Raw genomic sequence first — 18,318 nt, 5'->3', positions numbered from 1 at the left:
CACCACCTAGCAATTTTAAAATTTACTTTTCAGATTAGTATATAATTCCATATAGTTTTCAGCCGAATTTTCCCAACTATTGTTTGAAAGCATGGCATTTTGAACTAATTTATTCCAAGACTCTTTGTCTTTGTATAAATCCAGAGCCCTCTTTATAGCATCTAACAATTCTTGACTACTATAATTTTCAAAAGAAAAACCATTACCAATACTAGTATATTTATTATAAGGGATAACGGTGTCTTTGAGCCCTCCAGTTTCCCTGACAATTGGAATACTTCCATATTTCAAGGCTATAAGCTGGCCTATGCCACAAGGTTCAAATAAAGATGGCATCAAAAACATATCTGAAGCAGCGTATATTTGCTGTGCTAGCTCCTCATCGAAAATAATATTTGTCGATATCCTACTTGGGTAAATAGACGCAAAGTATTGAAATATATCTTCATAATATCCTTCACCATTACCAAGCAGTACTATTTGTATCGGAAGAATAAGTAATTCCTGGAGTTTATCCACAATTAAATCTAAGCCTTTTTGTTTCACTAGTCTAGTGGTAATTCCTATCATTGGCATTTCTTCATCTACGGTAAACCCTAGTTTTTCTTGTAGCTTTAATTTGTTTTTCACTTTCTGTTTTATACTTTTTTCATCATAATTGCAAAATATTTTTTTATCCACCCTAGGATCATAGAGATCATAATCTATACCATTTACTATGCCATATATATTTTCAGCCTTTGAGGCTAATAATCCATCTAGCGATTCCCCATAAAAAGGAGTTTGTATTTCTCTTGCATAAGTGTTGCTTACAGTAGTTACTGCATCTGAGAAAACAATCCCGCCCTTCATAAATGATACATTGTCATAAAATTTTAATGCTTCATCATTAAAATATTTCCAATCTAAATCTATTAAATCACCTAGTATCTCTTTGTTGAATACTCCTTGATATTTCAAATTGTGTATAGTGAATACACTTTTTATTTCATTATATCGCTCGTCTTCACTATAATTTTCTTTAAGTAAAGCTGGTACTATTCCAGAGTGCCAATCATTACAATGAATTATATCTGGCACGAAATCCCCCATGTATTTTATAGATTCTAAGATTGCTTTTGAAAAGTAAGAGAATCTCTCTCCATCATCATAATATCCATATATCTCAGGTCTTTTAAAATAATCTTCATTATCTACAAAATAATAAGGCACCTCATCATAAGTCAAACGTTGTAGTCCACAATACTTATCTCTCCAACCAACTTTAACCTTAAAACTAGCTATAGTTTCCATGCAATTTTTAAATGACAAAGGAATTTTACTATATTTAGGTATAATTACTCTTGCGTCAATGCCGAGCTTTCTTAAAGCTTTAGGCAGTGCATATGCAACATCCCCAAGGCCTCCAGTTTTTATAAAAGGATATGCTTCAGAAGCCACAAATAATACTTTCATACTAAACCCCCCATTAAATATATGAAAATAAATAACAAGTAAGTATACTTGTTATTTTGTAAACAAAGTGAACAAGTAAGTATACTTGTTATTTATTTTCAAATACCTATTTTTTAAAATTGTTATGGCCGAAATTTTTTTTCAATAACTACCGGAAAATCTTCATCCCCATTTAGTACTGTATTTTCACTTATAATTGTATTTTTATCAATTATAACATTAGTCAGTTTACAACCTTTTTTAATTTCGCAATTCTGAAATATTATACAATTTTTGATTTCTGCCCCTTCGTGTACCGTTACCCTTCTTGAAATTATACTTTTCTCTATACTTCCTTTCAAAATACATCCATTGGAAATCAAAGCATTACTAACCTTCGATCCATTAAAGTATTTAGTAGGAGCTTCATCTTTACTCTTTGTATAGATTAACCCTTTGTTAAAGAATAATTCCTTGGTTACTTTACCATTTAGCATATCCATACTAGTTTTATAATAATTTTTTACAGAATTTACACATTGGAGGTATCCTTTAAACTCATATGCATTTACATTAAGTTCAGTAATTTCACTACAAATAACTTCTTTCATCGAACTATGATATCCAGTCTGAATGCACTTGTTTACAATAGATATAAGAGTGCTTTTTTTCATTATATACATTTCCATTGATATATTTAGTTCGTCCTCTGCTCCTATGTTTTTTCCAATGTTCAAAACTTTATTTTCTTCATCAATATATAAAGTGCTACAACTTACATAATGCGTCTTCCCATTATTTGTTTTTTTGTATACTACCGTTATATCGCTACCGGATTCTTCGTGATACTTAGCAGCCTCATTGTAATCCATGTTACATAACATATAAGAAGAAGATATTATTACATACTCTTGCTTAGTTCTATAAATATATTCCATGTTTTCACTTATTGCATCTATATCTTTTAATTGTGATGTTTCTGAGGTAAGATTAAACAAAAATAGTCCATTTATTTTTCTATCTAAATCCCACGGTTTCCCTGAACCTAAATGATCCACTAAGGACCTCGATTTTGTGTTAGTAAACATACCTATATTATGAATACCCGAATTAATCATATTTGAAAGCACAAAATCAATAATTCTATATCTTCCACCTATAGGAATCGACGCTATAGGTCTCGATTTTGTAAGACTTTTAATATTATCTTCTTGCTCATTTAACATTAATATTCCTATATAATTTTTAAGCATGCTCTCACCTCGCAAGTTTTATAATTTAGTTATTTTCTTTGAATCAACCTTAATTTCTCTTCCTTGTTCTATAACAATAATGTCTTCTCCATTGCCAATATGCACATTACGTCTTACGGTAACATTACTTCCTATAATAGCTTTATCTATTACCACATTATTGCCTATTTTAGTATTAGGTAGAATTACGGAATTAGTTATTTTAGTGTTTTTTCCTACATGTACTCCATGAAAAAGCACACAATTGCTTATTTCTCCAAAAACAGTACATCCCTCATTGAGCATTGCATTGTCAATGCTTGCGCTAGGTCCGATATATTGTGGCGGCATCATAGGATTCACTGTATATATTTTCCATTGATTATCATGTATATCAAGTTCGTTATCGTCAGATAGCAAATCCATATTAGCTTCCCATAAACTTTCAATAGTACCAACATCTCTCCAATACCCTTTGAATGGATATGCATATAATTTTTGATTATTTATCAACATTTTTGGTATTATATTCTTACCAAAATCGTTACTGGAATTTTTATCAAGGTTATCATCTTTTAAAAGCTGTTTAAGAACAGACCATTTAAAAATATAAACTCCCATAGATGCTAAATTGCTTTTAGGCTCTTCTGGCTTTTCATCAAATTCAAAGATGCTGTGATCCTCTCGTGTGTTCATTATTCCAAATCTACTTGCCTCGGCCTTCGTTACTTCTAATACTGCAATGGTAACATCTGCGCCTTTTTCTTTGTGATAATCTAACATTTTGGAATAATCCATTTTATAAATATGGTCTCCTGATAAAATAAGAACATACTCTGGTTCAAAGCTATCGATGTAATTTGTGTTTTGATATATAGCATCTGCTGTGCCATTATACCAATTTCCGCCATCTTGACTTTGGTAAGGTGGAAGTAGACTCACCCCTCCGTTTTTCCTATCTAAATCCCAAGGTGCGCCTATACCTATATGAGAGTTTAAAGCCAAAGGTTGGTATTGAGTAAGAACTCCTACAGTGTCTATATCCGAATTAGAACAATTACTTAAAGAAAAATCTATAATTCTATACTTTCCTCCAAATGGAACCGCAGGCTTTGCTGTGATTTTAGTTAATTGTTTTAGTCTTGACCCTTGGCCTCCTGCCAATATCATAGCTATCATTTCTTTTTTTATCATGCTAGTTCTCTCCTTTCTAAACCTTTACTAATTAAATCATCTCCTGCGGAGCTACAATACTAACTTTTACTAAAGCTAACATCTTACTTAATAAAGATTTTTACACATTTTTACACCTAATACCTCATCATGTAAAAACACAAAAAAAAAATCTTTAGAAAATGCATACATTAATGAGAACAAATACGTTTCATAAAATTTATCTACAAGGTACATAGAATCTTTAGGGATTTTCAAAACGACTAATCAAAGAAAAATATTTGATGGCTTGCCATCCCCAAGATGCTCATCCACAATTTCGCTTTAAAAATTAGGAATATACCCTCCACTTTAAACATATAAAAATTATAATTTAGTAATTGTAAATAATAAATTTTGAATTCTAAAATTTATTAAAACGAAAGCAAAGCCTTATTTAGCTGCATTTATTTGAATATTTATAATAATATTTTTATAATGTTTTTATAATTGTATCATAATAATAGGGAAAATATTGGTGGATTTTGCTCCTTATAATAATTATTTATCTACAAGTTTACTAAAGTTTCTTTTAGGATTAGAATATTATTACACTGTTTTAAGTTTCATAATAAAAATATATAAATATTTAAAAATAATTACATTTTTTTTATATCAATAAAATTTTTTTGGGAATAAGTGTTACATTTATAACTAAATTACCCGCCAATATTCTGTTAAATATTTACAATTATTTTTCTGTCTCAGTTTTTATTACAGATAGCTAAAAATCTATAACTCTATAATCATGCTTTATGATAAAGCTCATAATTATTAAGGCACATTAAAATGAATAATTATTCATTTTAATGTGCCTTAGATAAAATTTCATAGAAATTTACTCATTAGAAATATCCATACCATAAAATATTTCGCCCATTTCCTTTTTTAATTTTTGTATAATATCACATTTTTCATCTTCATTTAAATCTTCTTGTTTAATCTCAAATAAATAATTATCAAGCTCAAAATCGTTTAATATCATTTTAGTATGAAATATATTAGATTGATATATATTCATATCAATTAAGTTATATTTATTTATAGTTTCTTTTGAAATATAATCTTGTATAGAATTAATTTCATGATCTATAAAATGTTTTTGACCATCCATATCTCTAGTGAAGCCGCGAACTCTATAATCAATAGTAATAATATCCGAATCAAAACTATCTATTAAGTAATTTAGAGCTTTTAATGGCGAAATAGTACCACAAGTGGCTACATCTATATCTACTCTAAAAGTGCTTATATCATTTTGAGGATGGCTTTCAGGATAAGTATGTACTGTTACATGACTTTTATCTAAATGTCCCACGATATTCTCACGAATCGGAGTTAAAATTCCTCTATTACAGGAAGGATCCACCACATATAATGGAATTTCTTCCTCTGAAATAAGTAATGTTACGCTTGCTCCTTGGGGATCATAGTTCTGCTTTGCAATATTTAGCACACTTGCGCCTATCGTCTCAGTAACGTCGGTAAGAATTTTTGTTAACCTCTCAGCGTTATATTGTTCATCAATATACTCTATATATCTTTTGCGATCCTCTTCTGTTTTTGTATAGCAAATATCATAAATGTTAAAACTTAATGATTTTGTTAAGTTGTTAAATCCATATAGCTTTATTTTATTTTTCTCATTTTTAGCCAACTTTATTCCCCATTTCTATTAGACTTCTTCTAAAGAAAATTATATAACTTATGACTTCATTGTCAAGGTATAAATTTATCGTTTCTTTCCATTCTATATAATAAATTGCTTGAAGTATATACTTTTTAACATTATAATTATTTATAATAGCAATATATATAATAGTAGTATATATGTTTTTATGTTTATCATACTATTCCCTGTATAACATGGATATTAATATATTTAAGTGTAATATTTATATTTTTCTACAAATGTATATCATTAGAATCGGAGGTATTAATACAATGTATAAAAAATTAAAAGTTGGATTATTAGGTGGAACTGGATTTGTTGGTCAACGTCTTGTTACACTACTTGAAAATCACCCTTATTTTGAAATAGCTGTTATTGCTGCTAGTGAGAACTCTGTGGGTAAAACTTATTATGACGCAGTAAATAATAGATGGAAACTAGACGTACCTATGCCTGAAAGCGTTAAAAATATTGTAATTAAAAATATAAATGAAGTAGATGTAATAAGCAGCGAGGTAGATTTTGTCTTCTGTGCTGTTAATATGAACGCTAATGAAATAAGAGAAATTGAAGAGAAATATGCAAAGGCTGAAACTCCTGTAGTTTCAAATAACTCTGCACACCGAGGTACACCTGATGTTCCAATGGTTATTCCAGAAATAAATGCTGACCATTTTGAATTAATTAACGCACAACGTAAGCGTTTAGGCACTAAAAGAGGCTTTATTGTTGCGAAACCCAACTGCTCAATTCAAAGTTATGTTCCTGCTATAAGCGCCCTTATGGAATATAAACCCACAAAAATATTAGTTTGCACATATCAAGCTATATCAGGTTCTGGAAAGATATTTTCAGACTGGCCGGAAATCATTGATAATGTTATACCATATATAGGTGGAGAAGAAGAAAAGAGTGAGCAGGAACCCCTAAAAATCTGGGGTCATATTGAGAATAATAAGATAGTTAATGCTGCGGAGCCTATAATTTCAACTCAATGCATCCGTGTTCCTGTGGCAGATGGTCACTTAGCTGCAGTTTTTGTTTCTTTTGAAAATAAACCATCAAAAGAAACTATTTTAAAGCATTGGGCGAGTTACAAAGGCAAACCACAACTTTTAGAACTTCCAAATGCCCCAGAGCAATTCTTAACATATTTTGAGGAAAATGATAGACCTCAATCTAGGCTAGATAGAGATATTGAAAAAGGAATGGGCATATCACTTGGAAGACTCAGAGAGGATAAATTATTTGACTATAAATTTGTTTGCCTATCTCATAACACTCTACGCGGAGCAGCCGGTGGTGCAGTGCTTTCTGCTGAACTTTTAATGAAAGAGGGTTATTTAACTTCAAAATAAAGTAGAAAAAAAGTATATATTACTATTAATGCATTCACTTCGCTAAGAACTACTAATTTTATTTTTAATTAGTCTGCTGAAAAACATAAACTCGCTGTCGCTCAAACATATGTTTTTCGTAACGCATCTTAATTAAAAATAAAATAAGAAGTTCTAAAGCTCGCTTCAATGCATTATACGTAATATATACTTTTTTTGCGCCTAAAAATCAGTGTTTTGCGAATATAAAATTCTCTGCCTCTGGGTAGTTCTCTTAGGTACATAACAATTATTAATTATTATGTGACCACACTCGACATCCTGCCTCAGGTTCGCTAACCTTCCTTCCTGGAAGTCTGACGAGAATTTTTAATTTACAAAACAAGAATTTCTAAATGAGATTTCAATTGTTTCTGCGCTTCTTATTTGGAGTCACTTCCGGAGAAATTTCATACTATTATGTAATCTATCATCAAATGAAGACTCTCTTCCGTTTCATGGAAACGAAATCGAAGGGCAGAAAACCATTAATTCTTAGAAACAATATTAGGGAATACCGGAAGCCTATCGGCTCAGGTTCACTAGAATAGCCTCTAGATATGTATTTTAACACTATAAAAGATAAGCAGAAGGTTTAAACACATCCTTCTGCTTATCTTTTATATTTTACAGGCTTTAGTAGAATTCGCAAATTTTGTGTTTTCCTTGATTTGGATTATAAGAATGATATGTCTTAACTTTATAGGTAATTTACCTAAGATAATACTCATTAGCTTTATATCTTATTAATGACCTTAATGAATTCATCATCTAAATATTCTCTTAGAATATGTAAAATTGAATTAAGACTTTTCTTTTCAAAAGCTAACTCGTTGGAGCCAACATTATTGTAATACAGAATTTGTACTTCATGTGTTTTATTGTAAATCTCTACTTTTTTCACTTGACTCCATACCGTACTATAATTGGTACATTCAAAAAAACCATTCTCATAAATACCTTGCTTTAATTTTGAGATAAGATAAAATTCAATAAATAAACCTAATCCAAGTAACACCTCAAAGGATTTTTGTCTTTTATAAATCATTAAACTTCCTAAGATTGCACCGATAAGAAGCATTACAATACTAAAAATTTTACTGTGCTTGGATTGTATGATTAATTTTCTTTGTTTAACAAGTGATAATATAGTAATGAATAGCATATAAGACATTGAAATCAATATTGGGATATCTGTTCTATCCATGTTTTCTCCTTTCTCATCTAATATAACTTAGTATTACTTCGACCTTTTCTACAAATTTGATTTATAAGCCTTAATAATATATTTTCCGTTAGGTGATTTTGATTCTACTATTAACTCCCCTTTAGGCAAACGACTCAGACTCATATCAAAGAAAGCCCAATATACTCCATAAAATAAAATAGCAATAATTATAAAAACTGATATTTTCTTTTTCAATTATTTCCCTCCTTAATACTTACTTAATAACAATTATTCATGTATCATTCTTTTATGATATTGGAAACAGCTTGCGGGAAACAATGTGGATAACCTTTTTTTACAATTAATAGTTAAGATTGATTTTTCATTTGCCAATATTAAATTCAAAGCCTCTGAATAGTTCTCTGGGGGAGATAACAGTTATTAATTGTTATGTTCTCACATCCGATGGTATGTATTTTAACAATAAAAGATAAGCAAAAGGGTTAATACATCTTTCTGCTTATCTTTTATATTTTACAGCCTTTAAGAGCCCCAAATTTTGAGTTTCCCTTAATTCGGATTAACCCTCTATAAGTTCCAATATTTGTTTAGGTTTTTGAAAAATATAATTTGCATTAATCCCAATTGAAGATTTAGCACCCCATAACGCTAATGCAAAATCTATACCAGCACTGAATGCACAGTCCATATCATATTTAGTGTCACCAATGTAAATTGTCTTTGATTTATCTGTTCCTGATAATTCAATAAATTTTAAAATAGGTTCTGGATTAGGCTTATGTTTTTCTGTATCATCTGCACAAACCACTAATTTAAAGTAATTGGTTAGCCCAAAAGGTACAAAGTCACTTATGTACTCTTCTTTAGTCTTTGAAGTAACTATACCTACTGAAATCCCCCTTTCATTTAATTTAACTAATGTATCCTTAATGTCATCGAAAACTTTTACATGAGAAATATATTCTTTTAAATATCTATTCCATTTCTCATTAGACTCGGGAAGATTAGTTATTCCAAGTTTATTTAATGTTACCTCTCCTGGAATACCTAACGCAAATCTTAATTCTTCAAAGCTAAAATTTTTATTAAATTCTTCAAACATTAATTTTTGGAGTGATGAAAGAACTGCAAATTCGGTATCTAAAATCGTACCATCAATATCAAATATAACATAATTATACATTATTAACCTCCGTTGTTAAAATTAAGTAATTTCACATAGTTTACATACCTACAATTTGTAAACTAGCTATTTAAGCCACTTCTATGATACTAAATATAGATAAGTCAAAAAAACAATTAATCTACGATTATCTATCAATCATACATTTGTGGTTAATGCACCCTTCATGAATAATTATACATCAAATGCCCATAATAGTATTTTTGTTTTTTCTTTAATTTAAGGCTCTGACTCTGGGTAGTTCTCTGGGGGGACATAAAAATTGTATTGAAAAAGCGTCAGAGGCTTAGAGTAACTTTTCTTATAATATGCTATTTAGCACAATATATTTTTAGCCAAAGAATTATTTTCTTAATACCCCATCAATTCTTTAACCTTCTCCTTATTTTCTTTATTTGTCAATTTCTCTAACAATATGAAAGCCACTTCCATTGCAGTCGATGGATTCCAAGATGTAATTATATTCTGGTCAATTACTATTGGTTGATTGATAACTTCAACACCAAAATCTTTCAACTGTTTTTGCCTTATTCCATCTCTTTTATTGTAGGTAGTTCCTCTTCTTCCTTTTAAAACTCCACTTTTCCCTAGTGGTAATGCAGCAACACATATTGTGGCTATAATTTTACTTTTTTTATCAAATCCCCTTAGAATTTCTAAAAACTGTTCGTTATAAGCATCATTATAGAAATCATATTCTATAAATCCTCCTGGAATTGCTAATGCGTCATAATCATCAATATTTACCTCATCAAAAGTGTAGTCTACAATAATCCTTTGATTAAATGTACTGTTTACTTGCTTGGTCCTTCCACATGTAAATAATTGTGTGGATTTATCACCATCAATGTAATTCCATCCAATTACATCAATAAAAACACTTGCTTCAAATGTTTCAAATCCATTTGCCAATAATAATAACACTTTTTTCATATTTATTCTCCTCTTAATTTGTAGATAGTGTAAATACTATCGAAAATAAAATAAACTAACAATACTTAATATTCATAATATCAGCATACACTTGTAACTTTTTTATAAAAACTTTTAATTAATAAATATATGTACACTAAATACTCATGTATACAAAATAAAGTGCAATTTTTATACTTTTAGGAAACCATACATAAACAGATTTCCATGATACTCCCTTAAAAATATATGGAATTAGATATAAACAACTAACGCCTTAATATTAATCTTTGAGTTTTAATTTCTATGGTACCTTTGTGATTTAACACGAAAAACGCTGTAGATAAGTGAATAGTTCTCTAGGGATCATAATAATTATTAATTGTTATACGCTCACATCAATGGTATGTATTATAAGCAGAAGGTTTAACATTTAGAGCCTAGCTCATAGTTTATATATCACCAACGTTTTTCAACGGCAATACGAGTATCTGACAAGAAGCCTATTATTGCCACTATACTCATACAACATTTTTCAAACATTGTACCTAAAAATTGTTGAACAATACCCATTAATCCTAAAGGTAATGTCACCACTAAAAACACCATTAAAAATTTCGACCAAAATTTATTCATTTTCAAAAGAATTATTTTGCTCCACTAACAACAAATATAGGGTTATTTGCCATTAACATATAGCTCTTTCCTTTTGTCTTGCTTACTTGAATTTGTACACATTCTACTTCATAATTTAACGCTTTTAAAGCTTCCATAGCCTTGTACACATTATTTATTGTTATGAAGTTTAAAACAATATTTCTGTTTTTCTTAAGCTTACTTCCGTACTTCTCGATAATATCAGCTATATTTCCACCACTTCCACCTACAAATATAGCATCAAATTCTCCTGTTATATCGGTTTCTATCTCCATGGCTTCTGAACTTAGTATTTCCAGGTTACTCGTTTTAAATTTTTCTTTATTTTGTTTTATAACCTCTAATGCATCAACATCTTTTTCTATAGCGATTACTTCACCACTACTGCATATCTGAGCAATTTGAATACTTACTGATCCTGTCCCCGCACCGATGTCTAATACCCTATAATCCTCTTGAAGCTCAAGTTTTACCACACTTAATATTCTTACTTCTTCCTTAGTCATTGGGCAATTGCCCCTTATAAATTCATTATCTTTAATAAATCTCATGTTTTACACTTCCTTCAATTTTAGAAATTAAGTATTTTTTCTTAATAGATACTAACAAAAGTATATATCGCGTAAAATGCGTTTGAGCAAGCCTTAGTTATTCTTAATTTGTTTTAGTTTTAGATGCGTTAAGAAAAACACATGTTTGAGCGCTAGCGAGTTTGTGTTTTTTAGCAACTGTAAATAAAATAAATTTTAGAATTACTTGGCAAAGCGAACGCATCTGTAGCGATATATACTTTTCGTTATAGCATACAGCAAGAAAAAATTGTTACTTCACATATTGTGCCTGTTATTCACTGAACTCTTATATTTTAAAACTATTAAACGCCTCTAAGAATTTTTCAATATCATTATCAGTATGCTTAACGCATAAGAATATTGCCTCAAATTGAGAAGGTGCAATATTTATTCCACTTTTTATCATATGTTCAAAGTATTTTGCAAATAGCGATGGATCACAAGTTTTAGCATCTTCAAAAGTTTTAACTTCACTCTTCTTTGTAAAGAATGCTGTGAGCATTGAACCACATCTATTAACTACCATAGGTATACCTTTTTCTTTTGCAATTTCTATTAGCCCCTTTTGAAGTTTTTCTGAAAGTTTCTCCATGTGCGCGTATTGACTAGGGTTATTATAAAGCTTAGTTAATGTTTCATATCCAGCTGCCATTACCACCGGATTCCCAGACATAGTTCCCGCTTGATAAACTGGTCCCATAGGAGATAATAACTCCATTATTTCTTTTTTTCCACCATATGCACCACAAGGAAGTCCCCCTCCCATGATTTTTGCATAAGTTACTAAATCAGGAACTATTCCATAAATACTTTGTGCTCCTTTATATGCTACTCTAAATCCACTCATTACTTCATCAAAAATAAGTAGACTCTTGTATTCATCGCATAAATTTCTAAGCTCCAATAAAAATTCTTTTTCAGCTGGTATAACTCCCATATTTCCTGCTACTGGTTCAATTATTATACAGGCAATATCATCACTATATTTCTCGAATAATGTTTTAACGCTGCTAATATCATTGTAATTTGCAATTAATGTATGTATAATACTTTCCTCAGGAACGCCTGCTGAACCTGGTATTCCCGCGGTCATTACTCCTGAACCGGCTTCAACTAGAAAGCCTTCAAAATGTCCATGGTAGCAACCTGCAAATTTTATTATTTTATTCTTTCTTGTATATCCCCTTGCAAGCTTAACTGCACTCATTGTGGCTTCTGTACCTGAGTTAACCATTCTAATCATGTCTACACTATCTACAGTGCTACAAATGTGCCTTGCGAGTTTTAGTTCTAATTCTGTAGGTGCACCAAATGCAATAGCGCTAGTGCAAGTATTTTGTATAGCTTTTACTACATCATCATCACTATGCCCAAGTATCATAGGTCCCCAAGCACATACGAAATCTATGTATTTATTTCCATCTTCATCATAAATATATGCACCCTTACCACTTTTAATAATTGGAGGAGTTACACTTACATCTTTAAACGCTCTAACTGGGCTATTAACTCCGCCGGGCATATACTGCTTTGATTCATTAAATATATCTAAATTTCTCATCGTAATTTCCTCTTTTCTAAATATTTAATTTCTAACTATCCCTTAATCCATCTACATAAATCAAGTGCATAATAAGTGATTATCATATCCGCTCCTGCTCTTTTCATAGACATATGCATTTCCATAACTACAGCTTTTTCATCAATTAATCCCATTTTTGCAGCTGATTTTACCATAGCAAATTCTCCACTAACACTATAAGCTGCTATTGGCACATCATGTCTATCACGAGCCCATCTTATTACATCTAAATATGATAATGCTGGTTTTACCATTACAATATCTGCGCCCTCTTCAATATCGCATTCTATTTCTCTCATAGCTTCTCTGATATTTGCTGGATCCATTTGATAAGTTTTTCTATCCCCAGACTGTGGCGTTGAGTTAGCCGCTTCTCTAAAAGGGCCATAAAACGCTGACGAGTATTTTGCACTATAAGCCATTATTGATACATCTTTAAATCCATTTCCGTCTAAAATTTCTCTTATTGCAGCTACGTGACCATCCATCATGTCAGATGGTGCTATCATGTCCGCTCCAGCTGCAGCATGAGATAATGCTATTTCTGCCATATATTTTAAACTCTTATCGTTATCTACTTTCTCGTTTTCTAATATTCCACAGTGTCCATGACTAGTATATTGACACATACATACATCCGTTATTATAACTAATTTTTTTGATATCTCCCGTACCTTTTTAACTGCTCTTTGAACAATACCATTTTTATCAAATGCTCCACAACCTACTTCATCTTTATGATCTGGTAATCCGAATAAAATTACTCCACGTACGCCCACTTCTTCAACTTCTTCAATAATTTCATGAAGTCTATCTAATGAAAAATGATAATTTCCTGGCATTGAAGATATTTCTTCTTTAATATTTTCACCTTCTACTACAAAAATAGGAAATATAAAATCTGATGGTGTTAATATCGTTTCTCTTACTAAATCTCTTATATTACTTGTTTCTCTTAATCTTCTATTCCTTTTGAACACAGTTATCCACTCCTAATTAAATAAATTATCATTTTATCCACAAATTGTTATTAAATCATCACCTTCGAAGCTTTTAATCATCACCTGCGGTGCTGTAAATCATCTCTAAATTAACATTACATTTTTACAAGCTTGCTTATAACCCCTTCTGCACTATATTCATCACATATAATAGATTCTATACCATTATCTGAAAGTTCCTTTGCAGTTATAGGTCCTATAGCCAGTGCCGTTTTCGATTTTATAATTTCGATACCTATCATTGTAATCATATTTTTAACAGTCGACGGCGAAGTAAATACTATCAAATCTACATCTTTTATTTCATTTTCATATCTTAATTTACCACAAACCGTTTCATATGTGAAAACTTCATCCACGCTGCAGCCAATACTTCTTAATTCTTCTACCAAATAAGGTCTTGCATCTTTAGATCGAGGAACTAATATTTTATCTTTCGCTTTTACGTATGTATTCATTTTCTCAAACAAACACTCAGCAACAAAATGATCTGCAACTATTTCTGGCATAATCCCTCTATTTTTAATAGCGCTTGCAGTGGCTGGCCCTATGGCTGCAATTTTAGCTTTGAGCTTCCTAATATCAAATTCAATATCCTTTAAGTAATCGAAAAAGATATTCACTCCATTTACACTGGTTAAAGTTAAAAAATCATAGCCCGCAAGCTTTGTTTTATAATCATCTAAATTATATGAAGTGTTTTTAAATTCAATGGAATTTATCTCAAGTACTTCTGCACCTAAATCTATTAATTTTTCTCTTAATTCCTTTGATTGCTCTTTTGAACGAGTTATACAGATGTTCTTCCCGAATAAAGGTTTCTTCTCGTACCAATTGAATTCATCATTAAATTTAATTACTTCCCCCACTACGATAATGCAAGGAGATGATATTTCTGATTTTTGCACCTTACATAAAATATCTTCTAGCGTTCCCACTACCTTCTTCTGCTTTGATGTAGTTCCTCTCATTATTACCGCGCAAAGAGTATCTTTACCTTTCCCATTGGATATAAGATTTCCTGCAATCTTTTCTAGATTTTTAAAACCCATCATAAAAACCAAAGTTCCGCCAAGCCTTGCTACCGCATTCCAATCAATATTAAGTTTTTCTGCGGTCATTGCAGTGAATATATGGAAACTTTGAGCTATCCCTCTATGAGTGATAGGTATGCCAGCATAATTGAGCACTGCTATTGGTGAAGTTATTCCTGGTATAACTTCAAATTCAATGTTCTCTTCAAGAAGTGCTAAAGCTTCCTCTCCGCCACGTCCAAATACAAATGGATCTCCGCCCTTAATTCTTCCAACTACATGTCCTTTTTTAGCGAGCATTACTAGCATTTCATTTATCTCTTCCTGAGTTTTATAATGACAGCCCGGCTCTTTTCCACAATAGTATATTTCACATTCAGCTTTTAAATATTTAAGTATACTAATACTTGCTAACCTATCATACATAACTGCAGTACATTTTTCTAGCATTCTTATTGCTTTTAGGGTTATTAGTTCCTCATCTCCTGGACCGACTCCCATTAAATAAACCTTTCCCATTAGTATCCCCTTTCTACTTTTTAATATGATTAATTATCTTCTAATATTTTTTTAGCTAGATCAGCACCTAGCTTTATATAATCATTTTTATCTCCTGAAAGTTGTTTTTTCACTATTTTCCCATCAACTTCAAACACACCAAGCATGTGCATAGTTTCTCCTTCAAAATAAGCATATGCTCCTATACAACCATGGCAATCTCCATTAAGGGTCGCCATAAAGCTTCTTTCTGCGTCTACGCAGATTCTAGCATCGTAGCAATCTAATTTTCTAATCATAGATACTTGTGGATGGCTTTTAACCATTTCAATACCTAATGCACCTTGGGCTATCGCTGGTACAACTTCCGTTGGTTCAAAATAGTTAGTAATTATCTTTTCCATACCTAGCCTTTTTAGTCCTGCAGCTGCTAGGATTATGCCATCTAGGTTTTCCTTTTCTATTTTTGCTATTCTAGTCTGTACATTACCTCTTATAGGTACAATCTCCACATCTGGTCTTAGTATCTTAATTTGAGTGCCACGTCTAATACTACTAGTTCCTATTCTTGCGCCCTTAGGCAAGTCATAAAAACTAATGTTGTTAAAGGCAACAAATGCATCCCTAACATCTTCTCTAACTGGAATAGCCACTATTTCAAACTCCTCTGGTATGTCGTAGGGTACATCCTTCATACTATGTACTGCTATATCAACTTTTTGCTCCAGCATTGCAACCTCTATTTCCTTTACAAAAAGACCCTTACCTCCTATTTTATCTAAAGTTACATTTAAAATTCTATCGCCCTTAGTCTCAATAAGTACCTTTCCAGAGTCAATATTAAATTTTTCTTTAATCATAGCCATAACTGTATTAGCTTGTACTTGTGCAAGTTCACTTCTCCTAGTTCCTATATTAATTTTCAAAATTTATTCCTCCTTTAACTTCAACTTCAATTCTCAGCTATCCCAAATTCAGCTCCATAAAACATTTCTAAAATAGTATTTTGCACTCCCTTAGTATAAAAAAAGTGGAAATCTTCACTACATACAAAATTCATAATTTCCTTTTTGACTTCACTCTTCTTTACCATATTTCTCATGCTACATGTATAATTTATAAAACCTTCATACTCACAAATTTTATCTTCTATGACTTTCGACATGAAAAGTGTTGTTTTAGGGCTACCGTTTTTAGTATGTAATGCAAATTTCATATTGGGTGTATTTCTTTGAACTGGTGTTACAAATAACCCTTGTTTATAATCCCCGCAGTGTACATATAGTTTACTTTTTCTATCGCAGTATTCTTTTATACCATCATTTGTATCTATATTATCTGTAGCAATAATTACAATATGATTCTGATCTACATAGCTTTCATCATATTCACCCTTTATTAATTTTAGGTTATAAATATTTTGTAGTGTGTAAAATTCTAGGCAAAACTCTTTTGATACTACTGTAATATTACAACCTTCCCTTGAGAAAGTTTTACATTTTATAAGAGCTGCCTCTCCCCCACCAACTATAAGTATATTAATCTTATCTGATAGCAGTGAAATCATGGTATAATTTAAACCTGAAAAATCCTGCTTATTATGTCCACGCATTCCTTAGACCTCCCCTTCAAATGTTCCTCCTTCAACACCTCTATAGCTTTGTTTACATAGGCATTTGAAGTACTCTTCAAAAGTATCTCTGCTAATTTTTCATTATCCTTAGTCTCTTTCTTGTGCTTAAAAGTCTCTAGTCTTTCTTTGTAAACACCTTCACCATTGTGTTTTAACTTTTTTATAAAAGGCGATAACTCTTCCATGGTTTTCCACTCTATATACTCTTTTATAGCTTCATCCACAATGTATCTATTATCCCTCATTGAGGCTTCACGTCTTTTGTAGTTGGCATCATGGATGTCGCCTAACATATCTATGTCATACACTTCATATAAGGGGTTTTCACTTACTATTTCTTCAATGTCCCTTGGTACAGCTAAATCAAATAATAATAAGTATTTGTTAGGTAACTCCTTTAAGTGAACCACAGTATGAGGAGCCGTTGTACAAGATATAACACAATCCACCTTTTCATAATATTTATGTATGTCGTTAAACGGTATCATTTTCACCCTCGGATCTTCTATATTAGCCTTATGAATATCCCTAACTGCAATATATAGTAAATTTATTTTTCCCTCTAGTATATATTTTGAAGTTAATTCTCCTACCGCTCCATAGCCTAAAATCATAAAATTTTTGTGTCCCCTATCTATTGCTTCTTTAACTACCATAGAAGATGAAGAAACCGGTATCTCACTTATTTTAGATTTATTTCTAAACTTCTTGCCACAAGCGATAGCATTTTCAAAAAGTCTTTGAAGTTCCTTTTTAGTTGATTTTGAACCTTTTGCAGCTTCATAAGCATCCCTAACTTGCCCTAAAATTTGGTCCTCTCCAAGTAATAGTGAATCAAACCCACAGACCACATCCATTAAATGTTGTATTGCTTTTTCTTCCTTATAATTTTCTACACACTTTATTAAAGACCTATCCCAATTTAATGCCTTAAAAATCTTATCAACAATCTCTTCATCCTTAGATTTAAAATATATCTCTGTCCTGTTGCAGGTACTTAAAATAACTGCCTCTTCGCAAATATTTAAAAGTTCCTCTAAGCACTTTCCTTGGCGTTTTGGTATAATTGAGAGTTTTTCTCTAATTTCTATTTTCACATCATGCTTTAGCCCTATAAGTTGTATCATTATA

Annotated in this window: 17 protein-coding genes; 1 reads left to right on the top strand and 16 read right to left on the bottom strand. The window is 31.2% G+C overall.

What is annotated here, in order from left to right; translation table 11 throughout:
* Positions 1-15: 15 nt before the first annotated feature.
* From glgA to speD, 4 genes are all read right to left on the bottom strand, one after another.
* Positions 16-1,455: a glycogen synthase GlgA gene (gene glgA / locus ACWJKP_RS04815; protein ID WP_165411645.1), complete on the bottom strand. Its 1,440-nt coding sequence runs from the start codon at positions 1,453-1,455 to the stop codon at positions 16-18.
* A gap of 122 nt (positions 1,456-1,577) precedes the next feature.
* Positions 1,578-2,687, bottom strand: coding sequence for a glucose-1-phosphate adenylyltransferase subunit GlgD (gene glgD, locus ACWJKP_RS04810; RefSeq protein ID WP_165411644.1), 1,110 nt, complete (start codon positions 2,685-2,687; stop codon positions 1,578-1,580).
* 18 nt (positions 2,688-2,705) lie between these two features.
* Positions 2,706-3,860 (bottom strand): glucose-1-phosphate adenylyltransferase, encoded by a 1,155-nt coding sequence (locus tag ACWJKP_RS04805; RefSeq protein ID WP_165411643.1) that lies wholly within the window; start codon positions 3,858-3,860, stop codon positions 2,706-2,708.
* 856 nt (positions 3,861-4,716) lie between these two features.
* On the bottom strand, positions 4,717-5,535 hold the full coding sequence (gene speD / locus ACWJKP_RS04800) for an adenosylmethionine decarboxylase (protein WP_165411642.1): 819 nt from the start codon (positions 5,533-5,535) through the stop codon (positions 4,717-4,719).
* Between the two features lie 287 nt (positions 5,536-5,822).
* On the opposite strand from speD, the gene asd reads away from it, so the two are divergent.
* Positions 5,823-6,908 (top strand): aspartate-semialdehyde dehydrogenase, encoded by a 1,086-nt coding sequence (gene asd / locus ACWJKP_RS04795; protein WP_165411641.1) that lies wholly within the window; start codon positions 5,823-5,825, stop codon positions 6,906-6,908.
* Between the two features lie 754 nt (positions 6,909-7,662).
* Here asd and ACWJKP_RS04790 read toward each other — a convergent pair.
* From ACWJKP_RS04790 to hemA, 12 genes are all read right to left on the bottom strand, one after another.
* Positions 7,663-8,133 (bottom strand): hypothetical protein, encoded by a 471-nt coding sequence (locus ACWJKP_RS04790; protein WP_165411640.1) that lies wholly within the window; start codon positions 8,131-8,133, stop codon positions 7,663-7,665.
* 48 nt (positions 8,134-8,181) lie between these two features.
* Positions 8,182-8,349 (bottom strand): DUF5412 family protein, encoded by a 168-nt coding sequence (locus ACWJKP_RS04785; RefSeq protein ID WP_165411639.1) that lies wholly within the window; start codon positions 8,347-8,349, stop codon positions 8,182-8,184.
* Between the two features lie 325 nt (positions 8,350-8,674).
* Positions 8,675-9,298, bottom strand: a complete 624-nt coding sequence (locus tag ACWJKP_RS04780; protein ID WP_165411638.1) for an HAD family hydrolase — start codon at positions 9,296-9,298, stop codon at positions 8,675-8,677.
* Positions 9,299-9,649: 351 nt separating this feature from the next.
* Positions 9,650-10,231 carry a DJ-1/PfpI family protein gene (locus ACWJKP_RS04775; RefSeq protein ID WP_165411637.1) on the bottom strand — a complete coding sequence of 194 codons (582 nt, stop codon included), beginning with the start codon at positions 10,229-10,231 and terminating at the stop codon, positions 9,650-9,652.
* A 438-nt stretch (positions 10,232-10,669) separates the two neighbouring features.
* Positions 10,670-10,804, bottom strand: coding sequence for a hypothetical protein (locus ACWJKP_RS04770; RefSeq protein WP_263492398.1), 135 nt, complete (start codon positions 10,802-10,804; stop codon positions 10,670-10,672).
* A 53-nt stretch (positions 10,805-10,857) separates the two neighbouring features.
* Positions 10,858-11,418, bottom strand: coding sequence for a precorrin-6Y C5,15-methyltransferase (decarboxylating) subunit CbiT (cbiT, locus tag ACWJKP_RS04765; protein ID WP_165411636.1), 561 nt, complete (start codon positions 11,416-11,418; stop codon positions 10,858-10,860).
* Between the two features lie 307 nt (positions 11,419-11,725).
* Positions 11,726-13,000: a glutamate-1-semialdehyde 2,1-aminomutase gene (gene hemL, locus ACWJKP_RS04760; RefSeq protein ID WP_165411635.1), complete on the bottom strand. Its 1,275-nt coding sequence runs from the start codon at positions 12,998-13,000 to the stop codon at positions 11,726-11,728.
* Positions 13,001-13,035: 35 nt separating this feature from the next.
* A complete protein-coding gene (gene hemB, locus ACWJKP_RS04755; RefSeq protein ID WP_165411634.1) occupies positions 13,036-14,001 on the bottom strand; it encodes a porphobilinogen synthase in 966 nt (321 codons plus the stop codon).
* Between the two features lie 116 nt (positions 14,002-14,117).
* Positions 14,118-15,575 (bottom strand): uroporphyrinogen-III C-methyltransferase, encoded by a 1,458-nt coding sequence (gene cobA, locus ACWJKP_RS04750; protein ID WP_165411633.1) that lies wholly within the window; start codon positions 15,573-15,575, stop codon positions 14,118-14,120.
* Positions 15,576-15,604: 29 nt separating this feature from the next.
* Entirely contained in the window at positions 15,605-16,480 is an 876-nt protein-coding gene (hemC, locus tag ACWJKP_RS04745; protein WP_165411632.1) for a hydroxymethylbilane synthase, read from the bottom strand.
* A 26-nt stretch (positions 16,481-16,506) separates the two neighbouring features.
* Positions 16,507-17,166 (bottom strand): NAD(P)-dependent oxidoreductase, encoded by a 660-nt coding sequence (locus ACWJKP_RS04740; RefSeq protein WP_165411631.1) that lies wholly within the window; start codon positions 17,164-17,166, stop codon positions 16,507-16,509.
* Positions 17,130-18,314, bottom strand: coding sequence for a glutamyl-tRNA reductase (hemA, locus tag ACWJKP_RS04735; protein WP_165411630.1), 1,185 nt, complete (start codon positions 18,312-18,314; stop codon positions 17,130-17,132). The genes ACWJKP_RS04740 and hemA overlap by 37 nt, the downstream gene beginning before the upstream one ends.
* Positions 18,315-18,318 lie beyond the last annotated feature (4 nt).

The organism is Clostridium sp. CM037, assembly GCF_055081095.1.
This window is presented reverse-complemented; position numbering and strand designations above follow the sequence as displayed.

Excerpts from the sequence above, each read along its gene's own strand:
- ACWJKP_RS04740 (WP_165411631.1), bottom strand. The coding sequence starts at position 17,166 with ATGCGTGGACATAATAAGCAGGATTTTTCAGGTTTAAATTATACCATG.
- cobA (WP_165411633.1), bottom strand. The coding sequence starts at position 15,575 with ATGGGAAAGGTTTATTTAATGGGAGTCGGTCCAGGAGATGAGGAACTA.
- ACWJKP_RS04775 (WP_165411637.1), bottom strand. The coding sequence starts at position 10,231 with ATGAAAAAAGTGTTATTATTATTGGCAAATGGATTTGAAACATTTGAA.
- asd (WP_165411641.1), top strand. The coding sequence starts at position 5,823 with ATGTATAAAAAATTAAAAGTTGGATTATTAGGTGGAACTGGATTTGTT.
- ACWJKP_RS04790 (WP_165411640.1), bottom strand. The coding sequence starts at position 8,133 with ATGGATAGAACAGATATCCCAATATTGATTTCAATGTCTTATATGCTA.
- ACWJKP_RS04805 (WP_165411643.1), bottom strand. The coding sequence starts at position 3,860 with ATGATAAAAAAAGAAATGATAGCTATGATATTGGCAGGAGGCCAAGGG.
- cbiT (WP_165411636.1), bottom strand. The coding sequence starts at position 11,418 with ATGAGATTTATTAAAGATAATGAATTTATAAGGGGCAATTGCCCAATG.
- ACWJKP_RS04780 (WP_165411638.1), bottom strand. The coding sequence starts at position 9,298 with ATGTATAATTATGTTATATTTGATATTGATGGTACGATTTTAGATACC.
- glgD (WP_165411644.1), bottom strand. The coding sequence starts at position 2,687 with ATGCTTAAAAATTATATAGGAATATTAATGTTAAATGAGCAAGAAGAT.
- glgA (WP_165411645.1), bottom strand. The coding sequence starts at position 1,455 with ATGAAAGTATTATTTGTGGCTTCTGAAGCATATCCTTTTATAAAAACT.
- hemL (WP_165411635.1), bottom strand. The coding sequence starts at position 13,000 with ATGAGAAATTTAGATATATTTAATGAATCAAAGCAGTATATGCCCGGC.
- hemA (WP_165411630.1), bottom strand. The coding sequence starts at position 18,314 with ATGATACAACTTATAGGGCTAAAGCATGATGTGAAAATAGAAATTAGA.